This window comes from Promicromonospora sp. NPDC050262, assembly GCF_040655935.1.
Taxonomy (GTDB): domain Bacteria; phylum Actinomycetota; class Actinomycetes; order Actinomycetales; family Cellulomonadaceae; genus Promicromonospora.
Window position 1 is genome coordinate 23,008 of sequence record NZ_JBFAKX010000017.1, and the last position, 21,003, is coordinate 44,010.

The 21,003-nt window shown below is 71.2% G+C and carries 20 protein-coding genes and 1 pseudogene; 13 read left to right on the forward strand and 8 right to left on the reverse strand.

Annotation, left to right across the window (positions count from 1 at the left end; translation table 11 throughout):
* The first annotated feature begins 14 nt into the window (after positions 1–14).
* The 3 genes from AB0I29_RS21955 (at position 15) to AB0I29_RS21965 (ending at position 3,541) form a co-directional block, all read left to right on the forward strand.
* Positions 15–866, forward strand: a complete 852-nt coding sequence (locus tag AB0I29_RS21955; protein WP_285106042.1) for an enoyl-CoA hydratase/isomerase family protein — start codon at positions 15–17, stop codon at positions 864–866.
* A gap of 81 nt (positions 867–947) precedes the next feature.
* Positions 948–1,571, forward strand: coding sequence for a TetR/AcrR family transcriptional regulator (locus AB0I29_RS21960; protein ID WP_357485780.1), 624 nt, complete (start codon positions 948–950; stop codon positions 1,569–1,571).
* A 101-nt stretch (positions 1,572–1,672) separates the two neighbouring features.
* Entirely contained in the window at positions 1,673–3,541 is a 1,869-nt protein-coding gene (locus tag AB0I29_RS21965; protein WP_357485782.1) for a carboxylesterase family protein, read from the forward strand.
* 237 nt (positions 3,542–3,778) lie between these two features.
* On the opposite strand, the gene AB0I29_RS21970 is transcribed toward AB0I29_RS21965, so the two are convergent.
* Complete coding sequence (locus AB0I29_RS21970; protein ID WP_357485914.1) at positions 3,779–4,714, reverse strand: LysR substrate-binding domain-containing protein; 936 nt, start codon at positions 4,712–4,714, stop codon at positions 3,779–3,781.
* A gap of 99 nt (positions 4,715–4,813) precedes the next feature.
* On the opposite strand from AB0I29_RS21970, the gene AB0I29_RS21975 reads away from it, so the two are divergent.
* The 7 genes from AB0I29_RS21975 to AB0I29_RS22005 all read left to right on the forward strand — a co-directional run bounded on the left by AB0I29_RS21975 (position 4,814) and on the right by AB0I29_RS22005 (position 10,094).
* Entirely contained in the window at positions 4,814–5,368 is a 555-nt protein-coding gene (locus AB0I29_RS21975) for a hypothetical protein (RefSeq protein WP_357485784.1), read from the forward strand.
* 49 nt (positions 5,369–5,417) lie between these two features.
* Positions 5,418–5,600, forward strand: coding sequence for a hypothetical protein (locus AB0I29_RS21980; RefSeq protein ID WP_357485787.1), 183 nt, complete (start codon positions 5,418–5,420; stop codon positions 5,598–5,600).
* Positions 5,576–6,079, forward strand: coding sequence for an isochorismatase family protein (locus AB0I29_RS21985; RefSeq protein ID WP_357485789.1), 504 nt, complete (start codon positions 5,576–5,578; stop codon positions 6,077–6,079). The genes AB0I29_RS21980 and AB0I29_RS21985 overlap by 25 nt, the downstream gene beginning before the upstream one ends.
* A gap of 147 nt (positions 6,080–6,226) precedes the next feature.
* Positions 6,227–6,766, forward strand: coding sequence for a small multidrug efflux protein (locus AB0I29_RS21990; RefSeq protein WP_357485792.1), 540 nt, complete (start codon positions 6,227–6,229; stop codon positions 6,764–6,766).
* A 95-nt stretch (positions 6,767–6,861) separates the two neighbouring features.
* A complete protein-coding gene (locus AB0I29_RS21995) occupies positions 6,862–7,782 on the forward strand; it encodes an alpha/beta hydrolase (protein ID WP_357485794.1) in 921 nt (306 codons plus the stop codon).
* A gap of 43 nt (positions 7,783–7,825) precedes the next feature.
* Positions 7,826–8,173, forward strand: coding sequence for a MerR family transcriptional regulator (locus tag AB0I29_RS22000; RefSeq protein WP_357485797.1), 348 nt, complete (start codon positions 7,826–7,828; stop codon positions 8,171–8,173).
* 178 nt (positions 8,174–8,351) lie between these two features.
* Entirely contained in the window at positions 8,352–10,094 is a 1,743-nt protein-coding gene (locus AB0I29_RS22005; RefSeq protein WP_357485799.1) for an alpha/beta fold hydrolase, read from the forward strand.
* Positions 10,095–10,114: 20 nt separating this feature from the next.
* Here the strand turns inward: AB0I29_RS22005 and AB0I29_RS22010 are convergent, their stop codons facing one another.
* From AB0I29_RS22010 to AB0I29_RS22040, 7 genes are all read right to left on the reverse strand, one after another.
* A complete protein-coding gene (locus AB0I29_RS22010) occupies positions 10,115–12,376 on the reverse strand; it encodes a xanthine dehydrogenase family protein molybdopterin-binding subunit (RefSeq protein ID WP_357485802.1) in 2,262 nt (753 codons plus the stop codon).
* 11 nt (positions 12,377–12,387) lie between these two features.
* Positions 12,388–13,563, reverse strand: a complete 1,176-nt coding sequence (locus AB0I29_RS22015; protein ID WP_357485804.1) for an XdhC/CoxI family protein — start codon at positions 13,561–13,563, stop codon at positions 12,388–12,390.
* A gap of 18 nt (positions 13,564–13,581) precedes the next feature.
* Entirely contained in the window at positions 13,582–14,559 is a 978-nt protein-coding gene (locus AB0I29_RS22020) for a xanthine dehydrogenase family protein subunit M (protein WP_357485807.1), read from the reverse strand.
* Positions 14,559–15,182, reverse strand: coding sequence for a (2Fe-2S)-binding protein (locus AB0I29_RS22025; protein WP_357485809.1), 624 nt, complete (start codon positions 15,180–15,182; stop codon positions 14,559–14,561). Before AB0I29_RS22025 ends, AB0I29_RS22020 begins: the two co-directional genes overlap by 1 nt.
* Positions 15,183–15,602: 420 nt before the next feature.
* A complete protein-coding gene (locus AB0I29_RS22030) occupies positions 15,603–16,964 on the reverse strand; it encodes an MFS transporter (RefSeq protein WP_285106016.1) in 1,362 nt (453 codons plus the stop codon).
* Positions 16,965–17,016: 52 nt separating this feature from the next.
* The gene (locus AB0I29_RS22035) at positions 17,017–17,961 is read right to left on the reverse strand and encodes an SDR family oxidoreductase (RefSeq protein ID WP_357485812.1); all 945 of its coding nucleotides are present in this window, start codon (positions 17,959–17,961) and stop codon (positions 17,017–17,019) included.
* Between the two features lie 59 nt (positions 17,962–18,020).
* Positions 18,021–18,776: an SDR family oxidoreductase gene (locus tag AB0I29_RS22040; protein WP_357485815.1), complete on the reverse strand. Its 756-nt coding sequence runs from the start codon at positions 18,774–18,776 to the stop codon at positions 18,021–18,023.
* A 215-nt stretch (positions 18,777–18,991) separates the two neighbouring features.
* On the opposite strand from AB0I29_RS22040, the gene AB0I29_RS22045 reads away from it, so the two are divergent.
* The 3 genes and pseudogenes from AB0I29_RS22045 to AB0I29_RS22055 all read left to right on the forward strand — a co-directional run bounded on the left by AB0I29_RS22045 (position 18,992) and on the right by AB0I29_RS22055 (position 20,998).
* Entirely contained in the window at positions 18,992–19,843 is an 852-nt protein-coding gene (locus tag AB0I29_RS22045; protein WP_285106010.1) for a helix-turn-helix transcriptional regulator, read from the forward strand.
* Positions 19,840–20,040, forward strand: a pseudogene (locus AB0I29_RS22050) (dehydrogenase); the annotation flags it as partial. The gene AB0I29_RS22045 and the pseudogene AB0I29_RS22050, both read left to right, overlap by 4 nt.
* Positions 20,041–20,182: 142 nt before the next feature.
* Positions 20,183–20,998, forward strand: coding sequence for an SDR family NAD(P)-dependent oxidoreductase (locus AB0I29_RS22055; RefSeq protein ID WP_357485818.1), 816 nt, complete (start codon positions 20,183–20,185; stop codon positions 20,996–20,998).
* The last annotated feature ends 5 nt before the right edge of the window (positions 20,999–21,003 follow it).

Genomic DNA, 21,003 nt, shown 5'->3' on the forward strand with positions numbered 1-21,003 from the left:
AACGGAGCACTTCCATGTCCCGCGACTACACGACGTTGCACGTCTCCCGGGAAGCGGGCATCGCTCGCGTGACCATCGACAACCCGCCCGTCAACGTGCTCGACGTGGCTCTGATGGCCGACCTGCGCCACCTGTTGGCGGCGCTGCGGGACGACGAGTCGGTGCGGGTGATCGTGTTCGACAGTGCGAACCCCGAGTTCTTCATCGCGCACGTCGACATGTCCCTGATCGACGCGCCGGACGCGTTCGACCGGTTCGAGGCCGGCCTGCCAGGCGGCGTCAACGTCTTCCAGGGGCTGGGTGAAGCGCTCAGGTCTCAGCCGCAGGTGACGATCGTGAAGCTGGCCGGGATCGCGCGCGGTGGGGGAGCTGAGTTCGTGGCCGCGGCGGACATGACGTTCGCCGCTGCCGAGGGCGCCGGTCTTGGTCAGATCGAGGCGCTGATGGGCATCGTCCCGGGAGGCGGTGGCACGCAGTACGTGACCGGTCGGGTCGGGCGTCATCGTGCCCTGGAGATCGTCCTCGGCGCAGACCTCTTCGACGCCGCGACCGCCGAGCGCTACGGGTGGGTCAACCGGGCACTGCCTGCTGCCGACCTGGACGCGTTCGTCGACCGGCTCGCTCGCCACGTCGCAGACCTGCCGGACGGTGTGATCGCGGCGGCCAAGCGTGCGATCAGGCCGCAGGACCTGAGCGACGGGTACGCGCGGGAGCATGAGGCCTGGGCGCAGCAGATCGCACGGCCCGCCGCGGAGAAGCTGATCCGCGGAGGACTGGCGGCCGGTGCCCAGAGCCGCGACGGCGAACGTGACCTGGAGGGACTTCTCCGGTCCGGGGTCGCAGACCTCGAACCGGAAGACGGTTGACGCGTCGCCGCCGGTGGCCGGTCGCCCCCTACCTACGATGTGCGGACTGGAAGGTGAAGTCACCACGGAAGGGGAACGGCAGTGGACCAGGCGGCAGGAGCCGAGCCGGCACGGAGGGTCGAGCGCCGTGGGCCGTACGCGAAGAGCGCCGAGCGCCGCCGACAGATCGTCGACAAGGTGCTGTCCGTGTACGACGAGCTCGGCTTCGAGGGTACGTCGCTGCGCGCGATCGCCACTTCCATCGGCGTCACCCACCCCGTGCTGGTGCACCACTTCGGGACCCGCGAGCAACTGTTCCTCGAGGTGCTGCGCGAGCACGACCTGCGCTTCGGCGCCCAGGTCCAGGACGAGACCTTGGCCGACCTCCTGCGCCGGTCGGCCCGCTACAGCGCACGGGTCCCGGGCCTGACGGCGCTGCTGGGGAACATGGTCGCCCGGGCCCTCGAGTCCGGCAACGAGCGCAGCCACGCCTACTTCGTGGAGCGCTACGCGCGTCTTCGGCGGCAGGTCGGCGCGGTCCTGGAGAGCGCACGCGCGGCGGGCACCGTGCGATCGGACATCCCGCTCGAGGCCACGGCCGGCCTCCTGGTCGCAGCGGCGGACGGCCTGTCGACGCAGTGGTTGCTCGACCGCGAGGTCGACATGGAGGCCTCGCTCCTGGTCCTGGACCGTCTCCTGGATCCGCCTGCGCAGAGCCCGGAGTAGGCGGTCCGTCAAAATATCCACGCGGACAATTTGGGCTATCCTGATCCGGCGCTGCCGCTGACGCGGCGGCTCGGACGAGAAGTCGACAAGGGAAAGAGATCGTGGCGATCACTGAGCAGGCGACACCTCGCACGTCCCGATCCGGTGCCTCGCGGCGCTCGGCCTGGTTCTGGGCGCCGTTCGCGCTCGTGGCCGCCGCGGCGCTGACGCTGAGCTGGCTCAACGGGACCCCGTGGTGGGGCTGGGCCCTGGTCACGGCGCTCCTGGTGGCGCTGGTGCTGACCGCTCCCTGGTGGCTGCGGCGTGGCGTCCTGCTCCGGGTGGGGGCGTGGCTGGTGGCCGCCGCGCTCGTGTGCGGCATCGCCGTGCTCGCCCATCCGGGCCCGCAGCCTCGGGTGGCCGGGGGCACGCAGCGGGAGGCCACGGCGCCGGTCGAGACGCGGGAGGGTCCGGTGACGGGCGTGCGGAACGACGCGGGCACGGTCGAGATCTTCGCCGGGGTGCCCTACGCACAGCCCCCGGTCGGGGAGCTGCGCTGGCGGGCACCGCGGCCTGCCGAGCCGCGTTCCGAGGTGCTGGTCGCGGACCGCTTCTCGGCGGTGCCGGTCCAGGGCACCACGACGTTCACCACCCGGGCGCTGACGCAGGTCGTCGACATCCCGCTGGAGGACACGTTCCTCAACCCGTACCCGGTCAGCGAGGACAGCCTCTACCTCAACGTCTGGCGCCCCACGCGGCCGGCGTCGGCCGACCTGCCCGTGCTCGTCTACGTGCCCGGCGGCGGCTTCGCCACCGGCTCGGGCGCCCTGCCCCTGTACGACGGCGAGTCGCTGGCCTCCACCGGTGAGGCGATCGTGATCACGATCAACTACCGGCTGGGCGTCCTGGGCTTCCTGTCGCACCCGGACCTGGCGGCGGAGTCGGCGTACGGCGCGTCGGGCAACTACGGGATCCTGGACCAGGTGGCCGCGCTGGACTGGGTGCGGCGGAACGTCGCCGCGTTCGGCGGCGACCCGGAGCGGGTGACCGTGGCGGGCGAGTCCGCGGGCGGGGAGAGCGTCTGCATCCTGGGGGCGACGCCCCTGGCGAAGGGCCTCGTGGACGGCATCATCGGCAGCAGCGGGGGGTGCATGGGCACCGAGGGGAACACCGAGGGCGGCGACCAGAGCGACTCGCGGGCCGTCGCGGAGGACGCGGGGACACGGCTGCTCCAGGAGCTCGGCGTCGACACGGTCGACCAGGTGCGCGACCTGCCCGTCGACCGGATCGTCGAGGCGGCCGCCGCCGTCGGCCCGCACTGGCGCCCGTCGGTGGACGGGCACGTGCTCGACCGCAGCCCTGCGGAGATCTACGCGGCAGGGGACCAGCTCGACGTGCCGACGATGGTGGGCAGCAACGCGGACGAGGACTCCCTGATCCGGGCCTTCCCGCCCGAACCCATGACCCCCGCGGAGTACCGGGCGACGGCCCAGGCGGACCACGGCGACGACGCCGCGACGTTCCTCGACCTGTATCCCGGCGAGACCGAGGAACAGGTGCTCGACTCGCTCCTGCAGGCCCAGACCGACCGGGTCTTCACCCGCGCGATGTACCGGTGGGCACACCTCCAGACCCTCAGCGGTCAGGCGCCCGCCTACCTGTACCTCTTCACGCACACCCCGCCCGACGCGAGCCTTCAGGAGTACGGGGCCTACCACGGCGCGGAGGTGATGTACGCCTTCGACAACCTGGGCGCGGACGGCGGCGCCGACTACACGGAGGCCGACCACGTGCTGCGCGACCAGCTCAGCGGGTACTGGCTCAACTTCGTGCGCACCGGCGACCCCAACGGGCCGGGCCTGCCCGGATGGCCCACGTTCGACCGGTCACCGGACCGGGTCATGGAGCTCGGCGTCCCCAGCGGCATGACCGCCCGCCCGCGCCCCGAGGCGATCGACTACTGGATGAGCTATCGGGGCCCGATCGCCTGAGCGGCACAAGCGCGGTACTGCCGGTTGACCCCCGGGCCCAACGCCCCGGCACCGTCACGGGCACGTCGTTCGAGGCGCGCCCGGCCGCGGCGCCGCCGCCCCCGGCGGTCCGGATGCCGCCGGCCCAGGGCTGAGCCGTCGACAGCGCGGCCTCCCGACCAACTGGACCAGAGGAGCGTCCCGCTGACCCCGGGGGACGCCCCTTCGTCTGTGGTGCTGCTCGCCTGAGGCGGTCTGCTAGGCAGCAGGTCGGTGCAACCACCCGTGCCGTTCGGCACGACGTCGCGCCGTGGCCAGGACGTTCTCAATGGCGGGCGTCAGGTCGTTGGTGGGCCACAGCACCGACAGGTCCGCGGCGATCAGGGGATCGACGACATCGCGCACCGTGAGGGCGGTGCCGAGGTTCGCGGCGTGCTCGGCGAACGACGCGGGAGCCAGGCCGATCTCGTGCCCTCCGGAGAGCCGGGCGAGCATGGCGTTGACCGGCGGGTCCTCGAACGCGCAGACCTCGGGCGTGAAACCTGCTTCCAGGCACGCGGCGACGATATCGTCGTAGTACGCCGGTGCGAGCCGGCGCGGGAACAGCAGCAGTGTCTCGTCGCGCAGCTCGGCGAGCGGGATCTTCGGTGCCGCGGCGAGGTGATGGCGCGTGCTCAGGAGCGCGGAGACGGCCTCCCGGCGCAGGACCTCGCTGCCCACGCCGTCGGTGGGTGGCGGCGACAGGGCGAGGCCGATGTCCAGGTCGCCGGCGCAGAGCCGCTCGGGGATCTCGGCGCTGAAGATCTCCCGGGCGACGATCGTGAGGCCGGGGTGCTCCTCCCGCAGCGCATCCAGGAGCACGGTGAAGGTGCCGAAATTCGCGACCGGGGTATAGCCCATGCGGATCGTGGTCGTGGTCCCGGACCCGGCCAGGCGTGTGCGCTGCACTGCCTGTTCCAGCGCGGCCAACGCGACGGGCGCCTCCTGGAGCAGGGTCCGGCCCGCAGTGGTGAGTTGCACCCGGCGGCTCGAGCGTACGAACAGCGGCGCACCAAGGGTCTCCTCGAGCTTACGGATCTGGTGGCTCAAGGACGGCTGGGAGATGTACAGGCGCGTCGCCGCGTGCCCGAAGTGGAGCTCCTCGGCCACGGCCAGGAAGTAGCGCAGCAGGCGTGGATGGATATCGATAGACAGAGCCTATCGTCCGGCGGCGGGACAAGTCTTGGACTCCCTCGGGACGGCCGCCATAGCGTCGTGCCACGCCACAGGGGCGAGCTCGGCGAGGAGAACAGCATGAACATCACCGTGGTCGGACGAGGAAACATCGGCGGAGGACTGGCCGACCTGTGGGAGCGTGCCGGGCACCGGGTGACCCGGCTCGGGCGCGGGGGCGGCGATGCCGGATCCGCGGAGGCGGTGCTGCTCGCCGTCCCGGGAGCCGCCGTCGAAGCCGCGTTGTCGTCCGTGCGCGGGCTCACGGGTCGGCCGGTGCTCGATGCCACCAACCTCTACGGCAGCACGCGGCCGCCGGCCGGGTTCGCGTCCAACGCCGAGTACGTCAAGGCGGTCACCGGTGGGCCGACGGCGAAGGCGTTCAGCACCAACTTCGCCTCCCTCTTCGGACAGGTTGCCGGTGCCCGGGTGCGCCCCAGCAATCTCTGGTCCGGTGACGAGCAGGTCGGGGACATCGTCGTGCGGCTCAGCCTCGACGCGGGCTATGAAGCCGTCCGCTTGGGCGGCCTCGACATGGCGGCCAGCCAGGAAGGGCTTGCCGGTGTGCTCTTCTCGATCGCGCAGTCCGGGCTCGGCGAGTTCGTCTACCGGATGGCCGCACCCGACCAGCTCTGAGCCTGCCGTTCCCTCCTGGCGTTCAACCCATCACACAGAAGGAAGCGACATGACGCGTACCCCGAAGGTAGGACTCGACGCACTGCTCACCCCCGAGGAGAGCGTCCTGGTGCTCATCGACCACCAGCCCTTCCAGGTCGCCAACCTCCACAGCCACGAACCGACGATGATCATCAACAACACCGTCGGCCTGGCCAAGTTCGCCAAGTGTTCGACGTGCCGACGATCCTGACGACCGTCATCGAGGAACGCGGTGGCAACCTGATCCAGGCGATCCAGGACGTCTTCCCCGACCAGCGGCCGATCAATCGCACCTCCATCAACACCTGGGAGGACCGCCGTGTGGTCGAGGCCGTGGAGAAGACCGGGCGCAAGAAGCTGATCATCGCGGGGCTGTGGACGGAGATCTGCGTCGCCATGCCCGCCATCCACGCGCTGGCCGACGGGTATGACGTCTTCGTCGTCACCGACGCCAGCGGCGGGGTCAGCGCCGAGTCGCACGACATGGCCGTTCGCCGCATGGAGCGCGCGGGCGTGGTCCCGGTCACCTGGCTGGTCGTGTCCAGCGAGTGGCAGCGGGACTGGGCTCGCGAGGAGACGGCGAACCAGCTCGGACCGATCCTCTTCGAGCACGGCGGCGCCACCGGTGCCGCACTCGCCTGGGAGCTGCAGCTGCTGGCCACACCCACCACGGGCGGTGCCGGCGCGTAGCGCGCTCCGCCGATGAGCCGGAGGCGGGCCTGGTACCTGCGGCGGTGGCCAGGCCCGCCTCGTTTGACTCTGTCCCGAGGACACAGTCTCAACTGGGGGAAGCGCCGAGACATCTCGGCGTCACGGCCCAGCACACAAGGAAGCACCATGAATCCCATCGAGCAGCTCGTGAGCAGTTTCCAGGACCTCGTGAGCCAGGTCCCCGAGATCGTCCGACCTGTCATCGTGATGCTCGCCGGCGCGATCCCGTTCGTCGAGGGTGAGGTGGCCTCCATGATCGGTGTCGTGGGTGGCGTCAACCCCATCGTTGCGGGCATCGCTGCGGCGGTAGGCAACTTCGTCTGCGTACTGCTCGTGGTCCTCCTCACCTCACGGGCCCGCACCGCCGTCGTCAACCACCGCGCGAGCCGTGCCGCGACGGAATCCGCCGCACGGGAGGGAGCGCCGGCCAAGCCAGAGTCCAAGGGCCGCCAGCGCTTCAAGAAGTGGCTCGTCCGGTTCGGAGTTCCCGGCGCGAGCATCCTCGGCCCTCTCGCCATCCCGACGCAGTTCACGTCCGCGATGCTCGTCGCCGGCGGAACCCCGCGGATGTGGGTGCTGCTCTGGCAGGCCGTAGCAATCGTCCTGTGGACGACCACAGCGACGGTCTCGGCCTGGCTCGCGCTCCAGCTCGTCGTCCCGGTCTGAACTGCGTCCTGCGTGCACAGCACTCGCGCCGCCGCCCGCAGGGGCCGGGCGCGGCCCCGGATGTCTGTTTGATTCGCTCAGTCTTGGAGGCTCCCATGCCACTCTTTCGGCTCCCCGACGGCCGCGACCTCGAGTACGAGGTGCGTGGACCGGGCTCGGGACCGGTCGTCCTGTTCCACCACGGCATGCCAGGCTCGGCCGTCCCGATGGACACCGTCCTGGGGTCGATGACGCAGAGCGGGTACCAGGTCGTCACGTACTCCCGGGCCGGGTACGGCACCTCGAGTCCGAACGCCGGTCGTACCGTCGCGGACACGGCTGCCGACTGCGCACTCCTGCTCGCTCACCTCGGCGTCGCCCACCACCGGGTCGTCGGATGGTCCGCCGGCGGGCCCCACGCACTGGCCAGTGCGGCCGTCGCCCCTGAACACGTCGAGGGTGTGCTGATCGTCGCCTCGTTCGCGCCGTTCGACGCCGACGGTCTTGACTACGTCGACGGCATGGGCGCGCAGAACGTCGCGCAGTTCGCGACAGCCGGTCAGGGCGAGCCGGCGGTGCGCGAGATCGTAGGCCAGATGGCAGCGGCGGTCCGTGGCAATACACCAGCCGACGTCGGGACCAGCATGGCGTCCCTGCTTCCCCCGGTCGACCTGGCGGTGCTGACCGCTGGGTACGGCGCGGACAACGCCGCCACCATGGACCACGGCCTGTCTCGCAGCGACGAGGGCTGGGTCGCGGACCTGACCGCGCTGACCAGCCCGTGGGGCTTCGACCTCGATGACATCACCGCGCCGGTCGAGCTGTGGCACGGCGCCCTGGACCAGATGGTCCCCGTCACGCACGGACAGTGGCTGACCGCACACCTGCCCACGGCGGTGGCACACCTGACGCCGGGCGACGGACACCTCTCACTCGCGGTCGGCAGTCTGGGTGAGAAGCTCCGCGCCCTGTCAGCCCGGGCACCCCGCCCCCTCCCCGACGTGCCGAAGGGGCGACTCGCTGATGGCTGGACGTGACCACGGGGCAGCCGTGTCCGTCCCGAAGCCACCAGCCGACCCGATGATCCGCATCGGCCAGGTCGCGCGAGGCGCAGGCGTCTCGGTGCGCGCAGTGCGTTACTACGAGCAGCAGGGCCTGCTCGACGTGGATCGCACACCGTCGGGCCAACGCCGCTACCGGCCCGACGCGATCGAGCGAGTGCGGTTGGTACGGCAGATGTACGCCGCTGGCATGACCAGCCGCACCATCGCGACGCTCCTGCCGCCCGTCGAGCTCAACCACGCCGATCCCGACCAGCACTCCCTCGTCCGAGCCGAGCGGGACCGCACCAGGGCCAGGATCGACGACCTGCAGGCCCTGCTGAGCCGCCTCGACCACGTCATCGTCTCCTCGCACACCCGCGCTTGACCTGGTTCCGGGAACACGCGGTGCACTCGGGGCAACGACGATCGAGCGGCGCTCACGGACCGCTCATGCGCGGTGGCACGCAGTCACGAACGAGAGGGAGCCCCTGATGACCCATGACGATTCTGACCGCACGGAGACCAGGCGGATCCATCGGCCTGAGACCCTGATCGCGGGAGTCGTGACCGGTGCTGTCATCGCCGCTGCCCTGGTCTCGGCAGCGATCGTCGCCCGCGGCGGCGATGACGAAGCGCCCACGCAGACGCCGGACATCGCGGCGCTCGCAGGCCCGCTCGCCGACCAGGAGCTCGCCTGGGAGGCCTGCGAGTTCAACGACGACGGCCCACCCCTACCAGGTGCGGACCTGTCGAACGTGGAGTGCGCGACCATCAAGGTCCCGCGCGACTGGCGCGATCCCGACCCGGCGGTGACGTGGGACGTCCGGATCTCCCAGGCGCGCAACATCGATCCCGCCGACCCTGACTACCGCACGACGATCATCACGCATCCCGGGGGACCGTACGCATCCGGCCTGTCGTACGGCGCCACCGTGCAGATGTACACCCCGGAGCTACGCCCGACCACGAACTACGTCAGCTTCGACCAGCGTGGCCTCGGTCAGTCGAGCCACGCGCAGTGCGAGTACGAGTACCGGTACGACGACCCCGATGACCGCCGCTCGGCCGAGGCCCGGGCGATCGGCGAGGCGTGCTCCCAGGATGCCGACGTGGCGACCATGACGACGGAGCAGGCCGCGTACGACATGGACTTCATCCGGCATCTTCTGGGGCTGAAGTCGGTGACCTACATGGGCTACTCGTACGGCACCTGGCTCGGGACCTGGTTCGGCGGCCTCTTCGCCGACAACATCGACCGGATGGTCCTCGACTCGGCGACGGACTCGACACAGGAATCGATCCAGACGCTGTACAACTCCGCCCACGAGGGCCGCGACCGGCAGTTCCGGCTGCACATGATCAACTGGATGGCGCGCAACGACGAGACCGTCGGGCTCGGCGCCGACCCGGAGACCATCTGGGAGCGGTACTTCGCAGCCACGAGCTCACCGGAGACGTCTCAGGCAGCGACGCTGGCCTGGAACTCGGTGAACGGACCGGTCGCTTTCTCCAACCCGATCGCCTACCCGATGGCCGCCAGCCTCGTGTCGCACATCATCACCGAGGGGGAGACCGCGACCGAACCGGTGGATCCCGCGACGTCGGCCGCACGCATCATCAACCGGACGGAACTGCCCGACGAGCTACGAGCGGCAGCCCACGAGCGCCTGGCGCAGCTGGCCAAGCCCCCTGTGCACCAACCGGGTGAGACCGTCCGGGGCACGTACGACCACGTGATCGAGTTCACCGCGTGCACGGACGGCCAGTGGACCCAGGGCCTTGAGTTCTGGGAGGACTTCAACGAGCGCACGTCGGACGTCGCGCCGCTCTCCGAGCAGCTCGGGCTGCTGGTCACGCCGACGTGCGCGTTCTGGCCGACCGACTCGACGATGCCGCCCGTGGACGAGTCGTTCCCGCAGACGATCGTCCTGCAGAGCGAGCTCGACTCGATGACGCCGTTCGAGCAGGGCCGGGCGGCCGGCACGGGTCTGCCGAACACCAGCCTCATCGCGGTCGACAACGAGAGCATCCACGGGGTCTTTCCCTACGGGACCGACGAGGTCGACCGGCCGGTGATCGACTTCCTGCTCGGTGGTGACCGGCCCGCGCGGACCATCGTCGCGGCGGCCAAACCCCTGCCGCTGGAGCAGATGACGTATGAGTCGTGGACGCCGCTGGACGGCAACGCCGAACACACCACCGACGTCCCCCGGTTCACCGACCCCACCATCCCGGCCGAGACCGGCGAACTCGGCAAGAACCCGACCCCGCAACCCACGCCGAGGAGGGGTACCCGATCGTGGTGATCGGGTACCCCTCCTGATTCCTACAGGTGCACGATCAGCTTGTCGAGGGTGATCGGGACGTCACGCACGCGGATACCGGTGGCGTTGTGGACGGCGTTCCCGACTGCGGCTGCCGACCCGACGGTGCCGATCTCCCCGAGGCCGCGGGCGCCGAGGCTCTGGGTGCCGACGTCCTCGCTCCCGTCGCCCAGCGGCCCGGTGAGGACGGGGTCCGGCCGGTCGAGCATGACCACGTCGATGTCGGGGACGTCGGCGTTCACGGGCACGAGGTAGTCGGCGAGGGTGCTGTTCGCCAGGCGTCCGGTGTCGAGCTCCAGGTGGTTCTCCTCGAGCAGGGCGTGGCCGATGCCGAAGATGACGCCGCCGACGAGCTGGCTCCGGGCGGCCCGGGCGTTGACGACGCGCCCGACGTCGGCGACCGTCGTGAACCGGGTGACCCGGGTCTCACCGGTGAACCGGTTGACGCGCACCTCGCAGAAGTGGGCGCCGAAGCTGTGGTGCACGTAGCCGGGGTCGGCTGTGCCGGGTGACTGGGCGAGGGTGGTGATGCCCGGTGAGCCGACCGCTGTGAAGAGGCGGCCGAAGGTCATCGAACGACCCTGTCCGTGCAGGATGCCGCGTTCGTAGCGCAGGTCCTCGACGTCCGCCCCGTGCCAGGGCGACCGGGCGTCGGTCACGGCGAGCCGCTTGAGCTCGGTGATTGCGTCGCGGGCGGCGTTCACGATCAAGGGGACCGTGGCGTGCGTAGCACTGGAGCCCACGGCGGGTGCGCCCTGCGGCAGCAGGGTGTCGCCGATCTCGGACGTCACCCGCGTCAGCGGGATCCCCAGGGCGTCGGCGCCGGAGATCGCCACCACGGTCGCCCCGCCCGTGCCGAGGTCCGAGACCCCGGTCGACACGACTGCGGTGTCGTCGTCGAGCAGCCGGACGCGCACGCTCGCGGGTCGCCGGTGTGCCGGGTAGATGGCGGTGGCCATGCCGGTGCCGTACAGCCACTGCCCGTCGGCACGCGCGCGGGGCGTGGCGCTGCGCGCGGCCCAGCCGAAGCGTTCCGCGCCGAGGCGGTAGCACTCCTGGAGATGCTTGCTCGACCAGGGCAGGCCCGTGGCGGGGTGGGTGGTGGCGTGGTTGCGCAGCCGCAGCTCGACGGGGTCGACGCCGGTGGCGACGGCCAGCTCGTCCATCGCCGTCTCCAGGGCGAAGGCCCCGGGGGCCTCGTTCGGGCCGCGCATGGCCCGGCTCCCGGGGATGTCGAGGACGGCTACCTGTGCGTCGACGTGCAGGTTCGGTGTGCGGTAGAGCGCGTCCGACGTGGAGTGGGCGGGAGTCATGGTGGTGGCCATGGTGGTCGGCCGCTCGGCGACGCTCCGGTGGCTGACCGCGTTGAGGACTCCCTCCCGGGAGGCGCCCAGGCGGACGGTCTGCGTGAGGTGCGAACGGTGGCCGGTCAGGGTGAACATCTGCTCCCGGGTGAGGACCAGCCTGACCGGCCGGCCGATCTCCCGGGCCGCCGCGGCGGCCAGCGGCGTGTCGCTCCACAGGACGACGCGGGCGCCGAAGCCGCCGCCCACGTACCTGGTGATCAGCCGGACGTTCTGGGGCAGGACGCCAAGCCGCTGGGACATCCCGAGCGCGTACGCCGCGGGGATCTGGGCGCCGGCGTGGATGGTCACCTGGTCCCCGTCCCAGACGGCGAGGATCGCGTGGGGCTCCATCGCGACGTGGTGCTGGATGTTCTGGTGGAACTCGGCCTCCACGACGACGTCGCTGGCGGCGAGCGCGGCGTCGATCGACCCGACGCCGGGGGCCAGGATGTCGAGGCTGCTCGGCGCGCCGCTGATGGCGGGGCCGGCGGGTACGTGCGGCTCGTCCGCGATCGAGGTGCGTGGTGGCTGGGTGTCATAGGTCGCGGTGACCAGAGCCGCGGCGTCGCGTGCCTGTTCGGGTGTCTCGGCGACGACCATCGCGATGGCCTGGCCGTGGAAATGGACCATCTCGCTCTTCAGCGGGAGGTAGTTCTCGGTGAAGCCGGCGGCCTGTCCGGTGACCGCGTACAGCGCCAGCCGGGGCTCCGGCGCGGCGTACACGCGCACGACACCGGGGGAGGCCTCCGCGGCCGCCGTGTCGATCCCGGTGACCGTGCCTCGCGCGACGGTGCTGGTGACGAGGTACGCATGGGCCAGGTCGGCGGCGCGGTAGTCACCGGAGTACTCGGCTGCGCCGGTGACCTTCAGTCTGCCGTCGACGCGCTCGGTCTCGCGTCCTACGGGGGAACGGGGCATCGTGACTCCTTCTAGCTGCTGTGCGTGAGCGGGCGCGGCGACGGGACGCTGCGGTGGATGACGTCGTGGTGGACGACGCCGCGGTGGATGGGGACCCCGGTGCTCAGCGGGACGCCGGAGCCGCCGTGCCGGGAGGCGACGATCTCCGCCACGATCGACAGCGCGGTCTCCTGCGGGGTGCGGGCGCCGAGGTCGAGCCCGATCGGTGAGTGCAGCCGACCCAGCTCGTGATCGCTCAGACCCGCGTCGCGGAGCCGGTTCAGGCGTTCCTCGTGGGTGCGGCGTGACCCCATGGCCCCGACGTACGCCACGGGCATGCGGAGTGCGGCGGTCAGGAGCGGCAGGTCGAACCTGGGGTCGTGGGTGAGCACGCACACGACGGTGCGTCGGTCGAGCAGCCCGGCCTCGGCCTGGGACCCGAGATAGCGGTGCGGCCACTCGACCACGACCTCGGCGTCCGGGAACCTCTCCGGGGTGGCAAACGTGGCCCGGGCGTCGCAGACGGTCACCCGGTAGCCGAGGAAGGCGCCGAGCCGGGCCAGCGCGGCAGCGTGGTCGATGGCGCCGAAGACGAGCAGCCGCGGGGCCCGGGCGCTGGACTCCACCAGCAGAGTCATGGGTTCCTGGCAGTAGCTGTCGGCGACCCCGATCTCGACGGTGCCGGTCCGGCCGGCGTGCAGCAGGTCGGTCGCCTGTGCCTCGGCCACTCGGTCGAGCAGCGCATCCCCGAGGGTTCCTGCTACCGGCCGTCCGGGCCGCACGACGATCCTTCGGCCCTGGTAGCGGCGGGGGCCGCGCACGATCGTGGCCACCGCCACCGTCTCGCCCTCCGCGGCGGCGACGAGCGCAGGTTCGAGCTCCGGTTCGGTGGCCGGGTCGTGGTGGCGCAGGAGCAGCTCGATCGTGCCGCCGCAGGTCAGGCCCACGCCGATCGCGTCGGCGTCGGTGTACCCGAACCGCAGGGACCGGGGTCGGTGGTCCCCGGCCAGCATCTCCTGGCAGACCTCGTGGACGGCGGCGTCGACGCAGCCGCCGGACACGTTGCCCAGCACCGCGCCGTCCGCGTCGACGACCAGCGACGAGCCGGGCTGCCGGGGGGCGCTCCCGGCCACGCCCGTGACGGTCGCCGTCACGAACGGGGTGAGGCTGCGGGTGCGTTCGAGCAGGTCGGCGGCGAGCTCAAGCAAGGCTGCCGCCCCCGCCCGTCATCGGCTCTCCCGTAGCTCGGTCAGTGCCCGCACCAGGGTGCGGCGCAGCAGGGCAGGCTTGAACCCGTTGTGCTCCCGCGGCCGGGCGCCGTCCGCCGCATGGACGACGGCGGCCTCGAACGTGGCGGACGTCGCGGGCCGGCCCGTCAGGGCGCGCTCGACCGCCGTCAGCCGCCACGGCCTGGTTCCCACACCGCCCGCGGCGATCCTGGCGCTCGTGATGGTGCGGCCCCGCAGCTCGAGGGCGACGGCCGCCGAGGTGAGCGCGAACTCGTACGACTGCCGGTCGCGCACCTTGACGTAGACGGAGCGCGCCGCCCAGGGGGAACGGGGCACGGTGACACCGGTGATGAGCTCGTCCGGCCGCAGCACGTTCTCGACGTCGGGCGTGGTACCGGGCAGGGTGTAGAAGGTGTCCAGCGGCACGTGCCGGGTGCCCCGTGCCGAGGCGAGGTGCACCACGGTGCTCAGTGCCACCAGCGGGACGGCCAGGTCGCTGGGGTGTGTCGCGATGCAGGCCTCGCTCGTGCCGAGGATCGCGTGGCCCCGGTTTACTCCCTCCAGCGCCGAGCAGCCGGAGCCCGGCTCGCGCTTGTTGCACGGGGTGGTGACGTCGCGGAAGTACCCGCACCGGGTGCGCTGCAGCAGGTTGCCGCCGACGCTCGCCATGTTGCGGAGCTGGGCCGAGGCGCTCAGCTCCAGCGCCTGCGCGATCATCGGGTAGTGCTCACGCACGGTGCGGTCGGCGGCCACGTCGCTCATCCGTTCGAGCGCACCGATGTGCAGACCCTTGTCGTCCAGCGTGATGCCGTCCAGCGGGAGCCGGTTGATGTCCACGACGTGCTCGGGAGTCATCACCTCGAGCTTCATCAGGTCGACCAGCGTCGTCCCGCCGGCCAGGAACGCGGTATCCGGTCCAGTGCCCCGCACGGCCTCGCGGACCGAGCGCGCCTGAGCGTAGGTGTAGGGCCGCATCAGCGCATCACCTCCTGCGCGTCACGGATCGCGTCGACGATGCGCGGGTAGGCGCTGCACCGGCAGATGTTGCCCGACATGCGCTCGCGGATCTCGTCGTCCGAGCGTGCGGGGCCCTCGTCGTCGACCATGGCGACCGCGGACATGATCTGCCCCGGGGTGCAGAAGCCGCACTGCAGGCCGTCGTGGTCGACGAAGGCCTGCTGCATCGGATGCAACCGCTCACCGTCGGCGAGACCCTCGATCGTGGTGACACCGCGGCCGGTCGTGGTGGCGGCCAGGGTGAGGCAGGACAGCACGCGCCTGCCGTCGATGTGGACGGTGCAGGCCCCGCACTGGCCCCGGTCGCAGCCCTTCTTGGTGCCCTTGAGGTCCAGCCTCTCGCGCAGCGTGTCCAGCAGGGTGGCCCGCGGATCGACCCGCAGCGTGACGGGGGAGCCGTTGACGGCGGCCCGCACCGTCACCTGGGTGACGCCGTCCGCGGTGGGCGCCGCGGCGGCTTCCGCCGCCTCGGCTTGTCCGGTCAGCAGCGGGGTCACGGCAGCGGCGGCCAGGCCGCCGCCCAGGAAGTTCCGCCGGGACACGCCCGAACGGCCGTGTCCCGCATCGTTGGCTGGATTCATCGGGTCTCTCCTGGCTGGTCGCACGTTCGGGCAGGGGACAGGCAGCGCCGCGACCATCCGTCTGGTCTCCGGGCTCGGTGCTGCTCCAAGGCTGACCACAGAGGATCGGGACATCCAGGACCTACCGATCCCAGGCTGAGGACTGCCGAACCAGGGCCGGTGCGGCTCCGGGACAGGGGATCGGCAGGCCGTGGCCACCTCTCCGCGCGAGCTCGTCGATGCCGAATGACCAACGGGGCGAGGAGCGGCTGTCGACCAGGGGCCAGACGGGTCGGGCCGAGGCCGTGGTGCTCACCTGACAGGTGGCCACCGGTAGGGACGAGCTGCCGGCGCGCGGACGTCAGGCGGCCGGAACGGTGGTCCTGGTCAGCTGTTCCGAGACGTCTCAGACGCGTGCTGCCTCGGCGGCGCCGCGCGCGATCAGCTGTGGACATGGGGGCGCGGCCGGTCTGCCGGGGTGTGGGTGTCGTGGCTCTCGGCGATGTCGCTCAGCACCTCGGCGGCGGCGAGCTCGTCGCGCGCGGCGAGCCGGTCGAAGCCGCTGACGGCGGGGTAGGTGTAGCGGCCGAGCGTCGCGATGAGGACCGCGCCGACGACGAGGACGCCCATCAGCACCGGGATGACCGGGTCGTAGGAGCCCAGCTCGTCGTACCCCAGACCGAGGAGCAGGGGGCCGAAGGCGCTGCCGAGGAGGAACATGGCCTGGACCGGGCCGAAGATCTGGCCGAAGTTACGGGTGCCGAGATACCGGGTGATGAGCAGGGCGGCCAGGTCGCCTTCGATGCCGAACGCGATGCCGATGAAGGCGACCGCGACGACGGCGCTGCCGAACGGCGGGTGCAGGAAGAACATGCCCGCTATGGGGGCGAGCATCACGATAGGGCCCACGATCGAGCCGTGGACGCGGTCGATGATGAAGCCACCGGCCACCCGGCCGAGGAGGGAGGCCAGGCCGAAGACGACGAGCAGCTGTCCCGCCTGGCCGTTGCTCAGGCCACGGTCGGTCATCATGGGCACGAGGTGCACCTGGAGACCGATCACGACGGCGCCGACCAGGCCCAGGCCGAGCGCGATGCCCCAGAACTGCCGGGTGCCGACCGCCTCGCGCAACGTCAGGCCCGGGAGCTCGAGGCTCACGTCGCGGCCCTCGACCTGCGTCTCCTGGACCAGCCGGCCGCGGACGTGCCGCTCGGCGCGGCCCCGGACGAACAGGGCGACCATCGTGACGGAGACGACGACGGCGATCAGGGCCATGGAGGCGTAGGCCTGCCGCCAGCCGACGCTGTCGATGAGCGAGCCGGCCAGCAGGGGCCCCAGCGCCGCGCCCAGGCCGATGATGCCCGTCACGACGCCGACGGCCAGCGCCCGGTTGTTGTCGAACCAGCTCACGACCACCCGGACGGCGGGGAGCGCGGTGCCGGCTCCGAAGAGCCCCACGAAGAAGCACGGGACGAAGTACACGGCCTCGACCGGCGGGACCAGGGCGATCGAGGCCATCGAGGCCGCGAAGAGCACGAACCCTGGCACGAGGATGTAGCGCGCGGCGTACCGGTCCACGAGCCTGCTGACGATCACCAGCCCGATGACCATCCCGACGGCGGCGACCGAGTACGAGCCGGTCACGGTCGTGCGGCTGAACCCGGTCTCCTCGACGATCGGCAGGACGAACAGGCCGGTGGTGGCCAGGTACATCTGGGGGCCGACGGCGTTGGCGGTACCGGCACCGACGACCACCCACCAGGGGCTTCGGCGTCGGGCGGCGGGCTGGGTGACAGAACTCATGTGGCTTCTCCTGCGGCTCGGCTCGTGGGGCTCGCGGTGGTCGGCTGTGCGGTCACGCGGTCGGGAAGGAGGTCTTCGTCAGCTCCTCGGAGACTCGCCAGACGCGGGCCGCCTCGGTGAGGCTGCGCAGCGGTCGGTGCATCCGCTGCTCGGCGGGCGCGCCGCCCAGGGTGCCCGGACCGCTGGGACCGTAGAGGGTGCCGGGCTTGGCGGCCGGGTCGGTCGCGGCCATGAGGGCGGGCAGCCCAGCGGTCTCGGCGGTGCCCAGCAGGATGCCGCGCTCGGAGAGCCAGCGGATGCGCCGGATGTGGGCCGTGTCGTCGCTGCGGCCGATCTCGGGGCGGGCGGCCAGCAGGCTGGTCGGCGCGACACCGGGGTGGGAGAGGTTGCTGGTGATACCCCAGCCGTTGGCCCTGCTGCGACGCTCCAGCTCCAGGCCGAACAGCCCGAACGCGATCTTGGACTGGCGGTACGCGCGCATGACGTCGTACGAGCGCTCCCAGTTCAGGTCGTCCCAGCTGATGGAGCCGCTGGCGGAGGCGACGCTGACCTGGGAGGTCACGCGGGCGTGCCCGGCGCGCAGCAGCGGCAGGAGGTGGGCGACGAGCGCGAAGTGGCCCAGGTGGTTGGTGCCGAGCTGCACCTCGAACCCGTCGACCGTGGTCTGCCGCTGCGGCGGTCGCATCACACCCGCGTTGTTGATCAGGAGGTGGATCGGCTGCCCTTCCTCGCGCAGGGTGTCGCCCAGGGCCGCGACGGACTCCAGCGACGCCAGGTCGAGGCCGCGCAGCGAGACCTTCGCGCCAGGGGCGACCCGGCTGATCTTGGTGATCGCGGTCTCGCCCTTGGCCTTGTTGCGCACGGGCATGACGACCTCCGCACCGGCGGCGGCCAGGCGTCCGGCGATGCCGAGGCCCATGCCGTCGCTGGCTCCGGTGACCAGCGCGCGCTTTCCGGACAGGTCGGGGACGGTGATGTCGATCGGCGTACGCGGCATTGTTCTGCTCCTTGTGGTTGAGGTTGTGGTTGTGGTTGAGGCCGTGGGGCGGTCGGTCGTCACTGGACGGCGCCGCCCGCGACGACGAGCGACTGACCGCTGACCCAGCCCGCCAGGTCGCCGGCGAGGTACTCGGCGGCGTCGGCGGTGTCCTCCGGGGTGCCGCCCCGTCCGCCGATCGGGCGCAGCTGGGCGTTCATCCGGTGGAACTCGTCCCCTTCGGTGACGTCGGCGAACACGCCGGCGCCGGCCGTCGCGGTGGGCAGGATGGTGTTCACGGTGACGTTCCGCGGGCCCAGCTCCAGCGCGAGGATCCGCACGAGGTTGGCCGCGGCCGTCTTGGACGACGAGTACAGGCCCATACCCGGATAGGGGCTGACGGTGGTGCTCGACCCGATGTAGATCAGCCGTCCGCCGTCCGATACCAGCTTCGCCGCCTTGACCAGCGTGAAGAAGGCGCCCTTGGCGTTGACCGCGAACACACGGTCGAACTGCTCCTCGGTGACCTCGACCGCCGGCTGGCCGATCACCTCGCGCCCCGCGTTGGCGACCACGATGTCGAGACCGCGGAACGTGTCGATCGCGGTCGCGAACAGCTGGTCCAGGTCGGCGAGCGACGACGCGTCGGCACGGACCACGATCCCTCGCCCTCCGGCGTCCTCGACCTGGTCGAGCGTGCGTCGTGCGTTGTCCTCGTCGGCGGAGTAGTTGATCACCACGCTCGCGCCCAACGAGGCGTACCGCAGCGCGATCGCCCTTCCGAGCCCGCGTGCCGAACCGGTCACCACGGCAACTTTCCCTGTCAGGTCGGTCATCATCTGCTCCATGTGCGCTCGGGCTTCTGCCTGGGCCGTCCACCCGGTCGGTGGCCGTGGCATCGATCCTTGGCGGACGGCGCAGACCTATCCAGGACCTCCCGATCACAGGCTCGCCGGGTCACGGGCCCGGTCCGTAAGGGGGGATCGCCAGGCCGTGGTTACCCCGGTCCGCACGGGATAGAAACGAGGCACTACTCCAGAAGGGGAGCGCCATGATCGATCGCACCGGGCTGGCCGGCTTTCTGCGCAACCGGCGTGAGGCACTACAGCCCGAGGACGTCGGCATGCCTCGGGGACAGCGCCGCAGGACCAGCGGGCTACGACGCGAGGAAGTCGCGACGCTCTGCAACATGTCGGCCGACTACTACTCCCGCCTGGAGCGCGAGCGCGGGCCACAGCCGTCGCAGCAGATGCTCGCCTCGATCGCCCAGGGGCTGCACCTGTCGATCGACGAACGCGACCACCTCTTCCGCCTCGCCGGCCACAACCCACCGCCCAGGGGCTCGTCCAGCGAGCACATCAACCCCGGGTTGCTGCGCATCCTCGACCGCCTGGAGGACACTCCCGCGGAGATCGTCACCGAGCTCGGCGAGACCCTGCGGCAGACCCCGATGGGCGTCGCGCTCACCGGCGACACGACCCGGTACACCGGGCCTGCCCGCAGCCTGGGGTACCGGTGGTTCACCGACCCGGGCGTGCGGGACCTCTACGCCCCGGAGGAGCACGCCTTCATGACGCGGATGTATGCCGCCGGCCTGCGCGGGCTCGTCACCCTCCGCGGCCCCGACTCCCGGGCCGCCTACCTGGCCGACCTGCTCCTGGACAGCAACGAGGAGTTCCGGCGTGTGTGGGACGACCACGAGATCGGGATACACCCCCACCAGATGAAGCACTTCGTCCACCCCGAGGTCGGCGCGCTGGAGCTGAACTGCCAGCGGCTGATCGACCCGGGCCAGGCCCACGCCCTGATGGTCTACACCGCCGTTCCCGGCAGCGAGAGCTACGAGAAGCTCCAGGTGCTGTCCGTCATCGGCGCGCAGTCCCTGCGCTCCAGCTCGACGTGACAGACGCGGCATCTGTCGCCAGGGCCGCCGAGCGGATCCAGGAGGAGGCAGGCCGGCTCGACCTGCTGGTCGACAACGCCGCCATCTCCAGCAACCCAACCGACGTCCAGGGCATGGAGAAGCCGCGCGCGCTGTCGCAGCCCGGCGTCGTCTCCCCCGACGAGGTGCGGGCTGGCCGGGAGGTCCACGTCTTCGGCGTGCTGGCGGTGTACCAGGCCATGCTGCCGCTGCTGCGCAGGTCGTCGGACGCGCGCATCGCCGGTACGGGGGAGTTGTCTTTGGAAACCGATCAGTTTACGGTGGTCCGCAGTCGATCGGTTCAACGGGCGAGGAGCTCAGATGGCAACACGTCGCCGAGTCGCCCTGGTGACGTGCGCGTCCTCGGGCATCGGGCGAGCGTGCTCGCTCGCCTTGGTGGCCGCCGGGTTCGACGTGGCCGGCACCGGTCGCGACGCATCGGGGGCCGGCCTGGTCGACGATGTCGTCTTCATCGGTCTCGACGTGACCCAGGGGGCGTCGGCGACCAGGGTGGTCGAGCGGGTGGTCAAGCGATTCGGGCGGATCGACGTCCTGGTGAACACCGCTGCCGTCGGCTCGGCGCGTCCACAGGGTGACTTCGACAACAACCTCCTGGGCCTCGTTCGCATGACTCAGGCCGTCCTGCCGTACATGCGTTCTCGGCGCGACGGCCGCATCATCAACCTTCCGTCGGTCACCGGTCTGATCACCGGGCCGTACCTGGCGGCCGATCGGGCGTCCAGGCATGCCGTCGCGGGATACTCCGCGGCGGTGGACCACGAGGCGTGGGAGGACGGCGTTCGCGTGCTCCTGGTCGTACCCGGTGGGACCGGTCGCGCCTCCCGGGTGAACCACGCGACGCCCGCCACCCGTGCGATCGGCGACGCGATCGTGGTGGACGACAAGCGTCGGCGCATCGCGGACCGAGCGGTGGCGGAGGTGCGCACCGATGACCCGCTCGCCGTCATCGCGAAGGCCGTCGTGGCGGCGGCGACCGCGCCGGACCCGAAGCCGCGATACGTCGCGGCTCTGCCGGGGAGCGGTATCGACGTGGTGAGCCGCCCCGGTCAAGCACAGATGGTTCCCCTGCACATGTTCTACGCCCCTGTCCGCAAGCACAACCAGCTGCCCGGCTGAGCCCG